Origin of the sequence: Flavivirga eckloniae (assembly GCF_002886045.1) — a bacterium.
GTDB classification, from domain to species: Bacteria; Bacteroidota; Bacteroidia; order Flavobacteriales; family Flavobacteriaceae; genus Flavivirga; species Flavivirga eckloniae.
Genome location: NZ_CP025791.1, coordinates 2,031,185 through 2,043,734, shown reverse-complemented (window position 1 = coordinate 2,043,734; position 12,550 = coordinate 2,031,185). Strand labels below are relative to the sequence as shown.

The window sequence follows — 12,550 nt, the reverse complement described above, 5'->3', positions numbered from 1 at the left end:
GTTATTGTACTATGGTGAAAAGAATGAAAATGATTAGTTGTTGTGGATAAACGAAATGTAAGTAATTGAACTATGGATGTTACAGTTAGTTGACAATTAATAGGCCATTTTTGTAAAACCAAAAATTTCTTTTAAAGAGTTTACCATTATATTGATTAGATCGTTAAAAATAAATATTAAATAATCCTAAAATTCATGAAAAAAACTACATTCTTACTAGTTGTTTTAACAATTGTTTTTAATACCGTTAATGCACAAACGGTATTTGATTTTGACACAAATGCTACAGATAACGGAGATAATATCACCGAGACAATAGATGGAATCACGATGACCTTATCTGGTGCATCGGACTTAAGGCTAGTAAATGGAGGGGGAGCATTTGGAACATCGGGAGATGCCGCAATGACGACCATAGCGCCGACTTCATTAACAATTACCTTTAGTGAAGCGGTGAATGTAAATTCGATACTGCCGTTTTCAGCTTCGGCTCAGTCATTAACCTATACCCTTACACCAGATGGAGGTGGGTCGCCAGATATGGTAGTATTAACAAGTGGATCGTCTCCAGGAGAAAGCCCTGTTGATTTGAATTGGACCAATGTAACCACTATAACTGTAACCTCGTCCACAGGATCGGCAAATTTTGGATTTGATGATATTTCGGTGAGTGCCATTAGTAGCCCACCAGCTACCGTATTTGATTTTGATACAAATGCTACAGATAACGGAGATAATATCACCGAGACAATAGATGGAATCACGATGACCTTATCTGGTGCATCGGACTTAAGGCTAGTAAATGGAGGGGGAGCATTTGGAACATCGGGAGATGCCGCAATGACGACCATAGCGCCGACTTCATTAACAATTACCTTTAGTGAAGCGGTGAATGTAAATTCGATACTGCCGTTTTCAGCTTCGGCTCAGTCATTAACCTATACCCTTACACCAGATGGAGGCGGATCGCCAGAAATGGTAGTATTAACAAGTGGATCGGCTCCAGGTGAAAGCCCTGTTGATTTGAATTGGACCAATGTAACCACTATAACTGTAACCTCGTCCACAGGATCGGCAAATTTTGGGTTTGATGATATTTCGGTAAATCCTATTACATTATCCGTTCAAAATGATACATTATCAAAAATAATAGTGTCTCCTAACCCCGTAAGAAACGTAATTTATATTAAAAATATTTTGAATCTAAAATTCACAAATGTATATAATAGTTTAGGACAAAGGGTGTTACAAAGTAAAGATGAAAGTATAGACGTAGGGCACCTGTCGAAAGGTGTATACTTTTTACAAGTACATGCCGATGAGGGTGTGCAGGTTAAAAGAATCATTAAAAAGTGATATTTATTTTAATTGATAAAAGATTGCAAAAAGTTTGTCTGTCTCAAGTAAAGTATATAAGAATGGCATCTATATAATTTAGTGAGCTTCAATAAAAAATGATGATGACAAACACAAAAAGAAAAACAATTCTTTTTCATGAAAAATGAGATAGTCTTCATGATTTAAGGATGAATTTCGATTTTCACCCAAAGTAAAATTAATAATAAAATAAAAGGATAGCCATTGAATTGTAGTTAGTGGTTAAGATAATAAACAAAAAAGGAAAACAGTTCACACCTGGTAAGTAAGAAACTGTAATCCCTTTAAGATGCATTCATTAATTATAAAAATGAATTAACAAATTACATGTAAATTTATGAAATTTGAATTAATCCGCGTGCTTTTCTGTTTTGAGGAAGCATTTTTAAAGGTCATTATGCGAACTTTTATTTTATTGTTTTGTACAACACTATTTGGTTTGGCTCCTAGGCATGGGGTTTCCCAAAATGACAAAATCAGGATAACTGAAGATAAAGTTATATCTATTGATGAAATATTCCAAATAGTTAAAAAGCAAACAGATTATATGTTTGTATATCGTCGCGATATGTTTAAAGGGTTTCCAAATGTACATCTTAAAAAGGGTGTTATTCGGTTAAACAAATTGCTAAGTAATAGTTTGTCAGGAAAGAATATAAACGTGATTTTTTCATCTAACAATACAATTATTATAAAGGAGAAGATTCATCATTCCAAAGCACAACAACACTCTGTTTCAGGTAGTGTTAAGGACCAAAATGGGGTTCCTGTGGCTGGTGTAACTGTTTTAATAAAAGGTACGAATAAAGGAGTCGTTACCGATTTTGATGGATTGTATGAAATTTTAGTGCAGGACCCAGCCAATGTACTGGTGTTTTCATCCATGGGCTTTGAGTCTCAAGAGATCACCGTAGGAAACCAGACTACAATAAATGTAAGTCTTAATGAAAGCTTAAGTGAATTAGATGAAGTAGTTATAAAAGGGTATTACAAGTCTACAAAAAGAAAGGAAACGGGGAGTGTGGCTAGTATAACAGCAAAAACTATCGAAAAACAACCAGTTGATAATCCCTTAGCTGCTATGCAAGGACACCTATCAGGGGTTAATATTTCACAAAACACGGGGCTCCCAGGGGCAAATTTACGCATCCAAATTAGAGGACAGAATTTTTTGGATCGCAGAGTGAGTAGTGGAAATATAGATAATGATCCTTTATATGTTATTGATGGGATTCCGTATAGTTCAGCTACATTGGAAAGTACTTTTATAACTGATCATATTATTGGTCAAAGAGTAAGCCCTCTCAATAGTATTAATCCTGCAAATATAAAAAGTATAGAGGTATTAAAGGATGCTGATGCCACAGCTATTTATGGGTCTCGTGGTGCCAATGGTGTAGTTTTGATTACAACTAAAAAGGGGCAAGTAGGAAAAACAAAAGTCAAGCTTGATGTTAGCACCACTTTAAGTCATGTTCCCCGTTTTGTGAATCTATTAAATACCGAACAATATTTGGGAATGCGCCAAGAAGCATTGATTAATGATAATTTGTGGCCTGTAGCAACGGAGGATAAGTCAGATTATCCAGATTTATTTATATGGGATCAAAGTCGGTATACAGATTGGCAGAAGGTACTAATTGGAGGTACAGGGTATAGACAAAATGCTCAGTTATCCTTGTCAGGAGGAAGTGCACAAACCCAATTTTTGTTAAGTGGTGGTTATGTAAGCCAATCCACAGTTTTTCCAGGAGATTTTATGTATAACAAAGCTTCAGTTCAATTAAATACAAATCATCAGTCTAAAAATGAAAGATTTAAGTTAAACGTATCCGTAAATTATAGTGGGGATACCAACAATTTGCCGGGTACTGATTTGACTGCGCAGGCTAGAATTTTGCCACCAAATGCTCCGGCACTTTATGATGATCAAGGAAACTTAAACTGGGAAAATTCTACTTGGCTAAATCCTTTAGCTATTTTGGAAACAAAATATAACGCGGTAACACGTAGCCTTATCGCAAATACAGTTTTGTCTTATAGTCCAATATCTTCGTTGGAGTTTAAAGTCAGTATGGGATATACAGATTATCGTTTGAAATCTTATTTAACCGAACCAACAACTGCTTGGGATCCCAATATAATTCAAGGGCAAGATATCAGCTTTTCATCCATTAAAAGAAATGAGGGAAATCGTAAATCTTGGATTATAGAACCACAAATGAACTGGAAACAGCATTGGGATAACGCCAAATTAAAACTATTAATTGGAGGGACTTTTCAACAGGATAAAAATGAGCAATTAGCTCTATTCGCAAGAGATTTCCCAAGTAATGATTTGCTATTGAGTTTAAGTGCAGCTAATTTTATTAAAATAGGAATAGATCGAGAGTCTGAGTACAAATTTCATTCCATATTTGGTAGACTGAATTTTGATTGGAAAGATAGATATATTATCAACCTAACAGGGCGTCGTGATGGTTCTTCTCGTTTTGGACCTAATAAAAGATTTGGTAATTTTGGAGCTATAGGTGCTTTATGGATATTTTCTGAAGAGGGTTTTCTTAAAGATAATACCGTCTTAAGCTTTGGTAAATTGCGCGCTAGTTATGGCATTGCAGGAAGTGATACGTCTCCAGATTATGCTTTTTTAGATACTTTTGAGTTGGACGGTAGCAGCTACAATGGTTCAGGATTAGAACCTACGCGGCTATATAATCCAAATGTTGTTTGGGGGGAGACTAAGAAATTAGAAGCCGCTTTGGAACTTGGGTTTTTTAAAGGACGTTTTTCTATAAGCACATCCTGGTATCGTAACCGATCATCTAATCAGTTAATAGAAAGACCTTTACCTACAACTACTGGTTTTAATGGTATAAATGATAACTTAGATGCTATTGTAGAAAATTCAGGTATTGAGATAGACTTCAATTCAACCAATATTAAAAACAATCATCTTAAATGGCAGACCACGTTTAATATTTCTGCCAACAGAAACAAACTAGTAGCATTTCCTAATCTTGAAAATTCGGTCTATAATAATCAGTATGTTATTGGAAAATCGTTGAGTATAGGAAAACGTTATCATTTCATTGGTGTAGATTCAGAAACTGGGATAGCTCAATTTGAAGATTATAACAATGATGGAGTTATAAATGGTCGTGACCTTTTAAGGATTGTAGATTTTACACCTAAATATTTTGGAGGGTTAGGTAATACGTTAGAGTATAAAAACTTTCAATTGAATGTGTTTTTTCAATTTAAGAAACAAAAAACATCAAGCTTGTTAGAGCGACTGACGCGAACTGACCCTGGAAGAGCACCATTGAATGTTCCTGTAGCAATATTAAATCGCTGGCGTCAAGCTGGTGATCAGAATCCAATACAACGCTATTCTATAACTGACAGTCAGGTGTTTGATGCAGGATCTAGATATAGAAACAGCAATGCAACCGTAATAGACGCTTCTTATATTCGATTACAAAGTGTATTACTAAACTATAGGGTACCCAAAACGGTGACCAACGGATTGGATTTAAATATTTATTTGCAAGGTCAAAATTTATTTACTATCACATCGTATGATGGACCAGAACCAGATATGGGGTTAAATACATTACCACCATTACAACAATTTACTTTGGGTTTTAATTTGGGGTTTTAAAAAAATACAATAATGGGAATTAAAAGAAATATAAAACATAAGAACATTTTACACTGCTCAATAAATAAGATAATTATTAGGCTTATCACAATAAAAAGTTTAGCATTTTTTTTGTTATTTGGCTGTAGTGGTTTTGTCGATGTAGACCTTCCTAAAACCCAACTAACTTCAGAAACAGTTTTTAATGATATAAATACCGCAACTTCTGCTATAAGAAGTGTCTATGCCAAAATGCGAGATGGAGGGGTGCTAAATAGTAATAGTGGCTTCTCAAGGAATTTAGGACTATATGCTGACGAATTGGATATCTCTCTCATCAGTAATACGTTTTATGAGCATACCATATCATCAAGTGGCGGATCAGCAAGTTGGTGGAGTTATTCTTATAATGTGATCTATGCAGCAAATACAATTATAGAAGGTGTTGAGGGGTCAATAGGTATAAGCGCAGAAGATAGAGATCAATTATTAGGAGAAGCACGGTTTATAAGGGCGTATTCACACTTTTTGTTGGTACAACTTTATGGTCCGGTTCCCTATGTCGCAACAACCGACTATATAACAAATACAACAGTATCGCGTACCCCTGTAAGTGAGGTGTATAATAATATAATTAATGATTTAATAAAGGCTTCTAATTTGTTAGGAGATGATATTTCAGGAGAACGAACACGAGTTTATAAAAAAGTGTCAGAAGCATTGCTATCCAGAGTTTACTTGTACAAACAAGATTGGAATAATGCAGCAGATATGGCATCTAATGTTATTAATTCGTTCGTGTTGGAATCAGATATCGCTAAGGTATTCTTAAAAAATTCATCAGGCACTATTTGGCAATTGAAATCAGAACTGGAAGGAGAAAATACAAGGGATGGACTTAATTTCATTTTTACAACTACTCCTGGTACTAGGCCTTCATTATCTAGAGTCTTAGTTGAAGGTGTTTTTGAACCTAATGATTTACGGTCCTCAAGTGAATCTAATTGGGAATTTAGCTGGGTAAAAGGCGTCGTAATTGGGACAGAAACGTTTTACCATGCCTATAAATACAAAGAAGCGGGTGATACATTTATCTTAAATAGTAATAATGAAGAAGTGCCTACATCATTTGAATATCCCGTCATATTTCGCTTGGCAGAACAGTATTTAATAAGGGCAGAAGCAAGGCTAGAACTTGGTGATATACCTGGAGCACAGTCAGATTTAAATGTAATTAGAAACCGGGCAGGATTGCCTAATACAACGGCAGCTACTACTAATGAATTGTTAGAAGCTATTCTTCAGGAACGCCGTGTAGAATTCTTTACAGAACAAGGGCATCGATGGTTCGATTTAAAACGTTGGTTTGAATTGGGAAGGGCAGGACATGCAGCAGAAGTCTTGGCACCAATAAAACCCAATTGGCAGGACAGAGATATTTTATTTCCTGTTCCTCAACCCGAAATCTTATTGAACCCCAATTTATTGCCTCAAAATAATGGATATTAATAAGCCTATTTTCCATTCCTATATAGATGCGGGCATAATGAACTTTCAAAAAGCTTGAATAATAATAACAAACAGAAAAATAACACCTAGTTATATTCTGTTTTAGGAAATAATCATAAAAAGTTTTCTATGAAAAAAACAACCATAATATTATTATCATATATACTTGGTTTAAGTTTACAAATAAATGCACAGTCGCTTATAAAAAGAAATAGTGATAGTGAGGCATCTCAGCAAATTAAAACAATACAAAAAAGGCATTTAACTCCTGAAGATTACAAGTTATGGGAAAACATAAAGAATTATTTCATATCTGATAACGGTGACTGGCTTACATATGTTAAGTATAAAAAAGATGAAAGCACCTTGTTTCTTCAATCTACTAAAAACGCTTTAAAGTATAGTTTTTCATCAGGAGGAATCCACCAATTTAATGTTGGAAGTAAATGGTTTGCTTGTTTGGTCGCAAAAAAAGGTCTGGGATTGCTGAATTTAGAAATAGGAAATACGCAATGGATTTCAAACGTAACTAAATTTGAATTTTCTTCAGATGGGAATTATTTAATGTATATAAAAACGGACGATGTCAATAAGGTGTCAAGTTTAATAATTCGTAATTTAAAAACAGGAAAAGTAGATGCCATAGCAAACGTAAATGATTATTTGGCAAACCCGTACTCAAATCAATTGGCTTATATTCAAAGTACAAAAGAGAAAAAGGCGGTTAAAATTCTATTTCTAGGTTCAACAGTATCTACAACAACTATTGCTGAAAATAATTTACACAATTATAAAGGATTGACTTGGAACTTAGAAGGAATGGCTTTAGCGTTTTTACAAGAAAAACTTGGTGCTACAAAGATTCAAAATGCTTATAAAATCTATTGTTATAAAACCTTAAAAAATAAATCGAAATTGTATAGTTTGGATACTTTTTCGGATAATAACTTATTTATTGGAAGGCGCATAATATATCACCGATTCAAACTGAAATTTGCTCCAGCCGGGGCAGGACTCTATTTTAATGTTTCTAGATTGGAAAATGTGCCAAAATCTATTAGTAATAAGGGTGTCGGAGTAGAGGAATGGAAGGCAAGTGATAAAGAGTTATATCCAACCCGTAAAAGAAACCAAAATTCGAAGAACTATGGAGCAAGATTGGTGTCTTGGTTTCCAGAGACAGGGAAGGTAACTGTTTTAGAGACAAATCTTCTTCCTAAGGCTGTTATTACGAATAATGAAAAGTATATGCTGTCATATAATCCTTTAACATATGAGCCTAGTTTTGCAGTAAAAGAGAATAATGACCTATACCTGATGAATTTGAAAACAAAAAAATCTAATTTGTTTTTAAGACAATTTGGTGGGATTGCTCATATATCTCCTAATAGTAAATATATTAATTATTTTAAGGATAAGCACTGGTGGGTTTATGATTTAGAGACGAAAACCCATACCAATATTACTAAAGGTATACCGATAGCGTGGCATAAGGATTTCCCAAAGCATCCTCATAAGAATGGAGTAAAACCTTATGGGGCACCAGGATGGACCAAAGGTGATAAACAATTAATTGTTTATGATAAATATGATGTTTGGCTAATTTCTCCAAAAGGAAAAGCCCAAAAAATCACTCAAGGGAGATCATCTCAAATCAAGCATCGTGTTTATAGTAATTCCATATTGTATAAAGGTCAAATTAAATCATCTGCTTATGGCGTTAGTGGAGTGAGCAGCATTATAAAGACAACACAGGAAATTGACCTTTCAGAAGGTTTGACATTCTATATAAAAGGTGCAGATAAGGCGTCAGGATATTCTGTTTGGGAGCCAGGAAAGGGAATCAGAGTTTTGGTATATGAACATAAGCATATTAGTGATCTAAGGAAGGCCCATAAGGGAAAAAGCTACACTTATGTAGAACAGTCTTTCAACATTTCACCTCGAATCATGTATTTAAGTGATAAAACTTCTAGTTCAAAAGTTTTAGTAGAGAGCAATACACACCAAAAACAATTTTATTGGGGGCATTCCGAACAGGTACGTTATAAAGGACCTAACGAAGAAGATCTAAAAGGCGCTCTATGTTATCCTGCAAATTATGATCCCCAAAAAAAATACCCGATGATTGTGGAGGTTTATGAAAAACTTTCTGATAAATTACACCTATATCAAAACCCTTCAGAATACAGTAGCGATAGATTAAATACTTCTAATTATACCACAGCTGGCTATTTTATGTTTTATCCTGATATTGTTCCTGTATTTAATAATGTGGGAATGTCCGCAGTGCGTTGTGTAGAAGCTGGTGTTAAGGCAGTTGTCAAAAAAGGAGTTGTGGATGCAGATCATATCGGTCTCGCTGGTCATTCCTTTGGAGGCTATGAAACCAATTTCATAATTTCTCAGAGTAATCTTTTTTCTGCAGCTGTTGCTGGGGCAGCAGTATCTGATTTAGTAAGTTATTATCATCTAGATAACATGAAGAAGTTTGAAGATTGGCAATATAATTTTAAAGATTCTTTTTATGAAAACCCAAAAGCCTACATATATAATTCTCCCATATATCATCTAAGGAATGTGAGCACTCCTTTACTGCTATGGGCAGGGAAAAAAGATAGTACTGTGGATTACAGACAGAGTCTTGAAATGTATTTCGGACTTCGTCGTTTAAACAAGACCTGCGAATTGTTATTATATCAAAATGATGAGCATAACTTGATGAAAGCAGAAAATCAATTAGATTTAACTAGGCGTATCAAGATGTGGTTTGATAAATATTTAAAACTTGATTAACTCTTCCTACTTACAGCTGTTAAAAGTTGTTTGAAAGAAGGGGATTCATCCAATGGATGTTTGCAAAATATGAAAGATCAAAGACATGAGACTATGGTAATTAGAAAAAAGTAATAAAAATAAACGTATGAAAATAAACAGGTTATTAATTGGTATATTGTTGTCTCTAATCTATGGGAGCATTAAGGCACAAGGAATTGAATTTAAAGTAGGTGATTGGGAAGTGGTTAAGACCAGAGCTAAAGCTGAAAACAAGCTGATTTTTGTAGATGTCTATACTACTTGGTGTGGTCCATGTAAAAAGATGGATAAATATGTCTTTAAGGATAAAAAAGTGGGGGCTTTTTATAATACTAACTTTATTTCTTTTAAAATTGATGCTGAAAAAGAAGAAGGTGTAGATTTTACAAAAATATATGAGGTTAATAGTTACCCCTCTTTTTTATTTATAGATAATAACGGAAAGCAAATAAATAGAAAAACGGGGGCTTTGGAAAGGGAAGAATTTCTAAAACTTGGGGAGAAAACATTAAATTCAGAAAAGGACTTTGTATCATTAATGTCTGCATATAATAATGGGAATAGAGAACCAGAATTTATCCTGAAGTATCTTTCTTTATTAAAAGGGAGGGGGCTACCAACAGAGGAAATCGCATTATGGTATTTTACAATGATTGAAAAAGAAAACTGGACATCTTTAGAGAATCTAAAGTTAATTAAAGCATATTTGAATAATCCTTTTAGTTCTGTTGTAGGATATTTAGCAAAGAACAAGGAGCCAGTTAGAGTTCAAGCAACACTAAATTCAGTGTATTATACTCTTTTTTACGTGTATAAGAACTATATAAACACAACAATTTCTAAAAGAAAGAATAATAAAGAAAATGATGCATTACTATTATCTCATATTAGTTTGAATTTTTATCCCAATGAAGCTGACTACTTAACTTTTATTGCAAAAAGAGTCATTTTTAGTAGAGATAAAAATTGGAAAAGCTATGTAGAGGTCGTTGTTGGTTACGTTGATAGCTTTAAAAAACCCAATGCTTTAACATTGAATGAGTGCGCCTACCTGTTTTATAAAAATAATATAAATGACGAGAGTGCCTTGAATATAGCATTAAGTTGGATCAATACAGCATTGGACATAACAAATAAAAACCATCATAATTATTGCCATTACCTGGATACCAAAGCAAGTATACTATATAAGTTAGGTAAAAAAGAAGAAGCACTTCTGTTTGCCAAACGAGCCATAAAAAAATCAAAAGAATCAGGCTCAGATACTAATAGTACAATGGACTTAATAAAGAAAATAGAAAACCACAGTTAAAATGGATTTTAAAAAAATGATTAAGAAACCAATACAACAACAATACTTACTAATATGTTTGTTAGCAGGTATGTTCATATCGTGTAGTGAAAATGATAATGATTTCGTAAAAGCAGCAACAGTAAAAGTAGTCAATTTAATGAGTGGAGAAGATTCCGATTCTCTTTTAGTAAAATTAGGGAGTAACCCGATCAATTATGCCACAACAAAGGCTGTTGTTACTTTCGAACAACCAGAAAATTTTTCTATTGCCCAGAATGTTACAACACAATTGGAGATTGTATCGTTAAGTGATACCTTAACCTCAATTTTTTCAGAATCATTGAATTTAGAGGGGATACATTCATTGTTTTTTATTGGAGATCGGGATGCTTCAAATACCCTATTAATTGAGGATAAACCAAAACAATTTACAGATAGTCTAGTGGGGGTTAGGTTTGTAAACCTCTCTCAACTGGCTGGTTCAATAACTATTAATGTTGCGGGGGGAGAATCAATTGTAACAGGGTTAGATCAAAATTCGGCAACAGATTTTATAGAGTTTCCTGCAAAAGTACAAGATGAGAGTTATGTATTTGAATCTAGAAATGCTACCGGAGAGCTGTTATCTAGTTTTACATTAAATCCTACAGAAAGTAATAATGTCTCTGTTAAAAAGAATTTAACCCTTGTTATACACGATAAAATAGCTTTTGCATCACTTATTCAAGGTTTTAGTAGGGTAAACAGTTATTAATTTGAAAGAGGTTAACAAGGAATTCGGAACATGAAGTCCAAATTAATAAGCGTATGGATGTGAGATTAGTTTTGTTAAATAATGTATTTGAATGAGAGATTAACCAAATAAAATAAGTCCAGTTTGTGTAAACTTGTTAATTTAATCTTTATCACACCTTTTTAAATAAATTGATATCAATTTTAATATTTATTGAAAGCTTGTCTGTTTTTTGTATGGTGTATCCACAAGTATGAACATTTTATTAAGGATTAAAAAAACAAAAACTTAATAATAATCTTAAGAACGGGTTATCGGTAAATCACGTTATTTATAAGAATAAAAATGTGAAAATTCAAAAACCAGCTACGAAGTAATAGATAAAACAATTAAGGGATGCAATTAAGACTAGGCATATCTCAAAGAGTTAGAGAATATATTCCTTTGAAGTGGCATTTCTTTGTTTACTTTTTTTGTCCAAGGAACTGTAAATAAAAATATAAAAGAGAAACTAACTAAAGTTATGAGCACAGCAACAGACAAAGACAAGGTCCGAAATTCATTATTATAAATTATTCCGCTTTTGTGTTCAAATATAATGTACGTTGTTTCCATAATGTTCAGAATTAACTTTATTTAAAAAAATTAACTATGTAATTCTAGGAATAAATGGAATGAAACTGATTTTAATTTAATAGAGTTTCTTATATTAAAAACAAGTAAAAATATTTAATAATTATAATCTATAAAAAACCTAATAGGGGCTTATGAACTAGTTTAAATTTCACTACCCCCCCCTTTTTTTAAATTAAATCTCTTTTTCTAATTATAGAGGTTTTGTTAATAAATTAGTGTATTCAAAACTTATACATGGGCTGTCTTCGTACAATGCCACATTGGCAGCATTAGGTTGTCCTAATATGTATACTGTACACACAATACCTCCATGGGTTGTACAATTAATTATTTTAGTCTCATGAACGGTTATAGCTGTACAGGCATTATTATTATTTGCATCTTTGTAATAAACATTAATTACATTGCCACTTGCTTTAGAAGTAAAGGCAAGCGAAAAAGCGATGGCTATAATTGAGGCTATAGTGGGTAAAACAATTTTAGTAAAAATCTTCACAATATTAATGTTTTAAAAATTAATGATTTGCTCAGTTTTATAGGT

General features: G+C 33.3%; 7 protein-coding genes. 6 read left to right on the top strand and 1 reads right to left on the bottom strand.

Features of this window, described 5'->3' with window-relative positions; genetic code table 11:
* The first annotated feature begins 195 nt into the window (after positions 1–195).
* The 6 genes from C1H87_RS08370 to C1H87_RS08345 all read left to right on the top strand — a co-directional run bounded on the left by C1H87_RS08370 (position 196) and on the right by C1H87_RS08345 (position 11,394).
* Positions 196–1,356: a T9SS type A sorting domain-containing protein gene (locus tag C1H87_RS08370; protein ID WP_102755375.1), complete on the top strand. Its 1,161-nt coding sequence runs from the start codon at positions 196–198 to the stop codon at positions 1,354–1,356.
* Positions 1,357–1,714: 358 nt separating this feature from the next.
* Positions 1,715–5,041 carry a SusC/RagA family TonB-linked outer membrane protein gene (locus C1H87_RS08365; protein ID WP_233783400.1) on the top strand — a complete coding sequence of 1,109 codons (3,327 nt, stop codon included), beginning with the start codon at positions 1,715–1,717 and terminating at the stop codon, positions 5,039–5,041.
* 12 nt (positions 5,042–5,053) lie between these two features.
* Positions 5,054–6,529: a RagB/SusD family nutrient uptake outer membrane protein gene (locus C1H87_RS08360; protein ID WP_102755374.1), complete on the top strand. Its 1,476-nt coding sequence runs from the start codon at positions 5,054–5,056 to the stop codon at positions 6,527–6,529.
* 129 nt (positions 6,530–6,658) lie between these two features.
* The gene (locus tag C1H87_RS08355; RefSeq protein ID WP_102755373.1) at positions 6,659–9,325 is read left to right on the top strand and encodes an alpha/beta hydrolase family protein; all 2,667 of its coding nucleotides are present in this window, start codon (positions 6,659–6,661) and stop codon (positions 9,323–9,325) included.
* 127 nt (positions 9,326–9,452) lie between these two features.
* Positions 9,453–10,658: a thioredoxin family protein gene (locus C1H87_RS08350; protein ID WP_102755372.1), complete on the top strand. Its 1,206-nt coding sequence runs from the start codon at positions 9,453–9,455 to the stop codon at positions 10,656–10,658.
* Positions 10,659–10,674: 16 nt separating this feature from the next.
* A complete protein-coding gene (locus C1H87_RS08345; RefSeq protein ID WP_158655164.1) occupies positions 10,675–11,394 on the top strand; it encodes a hypothetical protein in 720 nt (239 codons plus the stop codon).
* A gap of 805 nt (positions 11,395–12,199) precedes the next feature.
* On the opposite strand, the gene C1H87_RS08340 is transcribed toward C1H87_RS08345, so the two are convergent.
* Positions 12,200–12,505 carry a DUF6520 family protein gene (locus C1H87_RS08340; protein WP_102755370.1) on the bottom strand — a complete coding sequence of 102 codons (306 nt, stop codon included), beginning with the start codon at positions 12,503–12,505 and terminating at the stop codon, positions 12,200–12,202.
* Positions 12,506–12,550: the final 45 nt, after the last annotated feature.

Bases quoted from the DNA above. Each gene is read 5' to 3' on its own strand.
- C1H87_RS08360 (WP_102755374.1), top strand. From the start codon at position 5,054: ATGGGAATTAAAAGAAATATAAAACATAAGAACATTTTACACTGCTCA.
- C1H87_RS08355 (WP_102755373.1), top strand. From the start codon at position 6,659: ATGAAAAAAACAACCATAATATTATTATCATATATACTTGGTTTAAGT.
- C1H87_RS08350 (WP_102755372.1), top strand. From the start codon at position 9,453: ATGAAAATAAACAGGTTATTAATTGGTATATTGTTGTCTCTAATCTAT.
- C1H87_RS08345 (WP_158655164.1), top strand. From the start codon at position 10,675: ATGATTAAGAAACCAATACAACAACAATACTTACTAATATGTTTGTTA.
- C1H87_RS08365 (WP_233783400.1), top strand. From the start codon at position 1,715: ATGAAATTTGAATTAATCCGCGTGCTTTTCTGTTTTGAGGAAGCATTT.
- C1H87_RS08370 (WP_102755375.1), top strand. From the start codon at position 196: ATGAAAAAAACTACATTCTTACTAGTTGTTTTAACAATTGTTTTTAAT.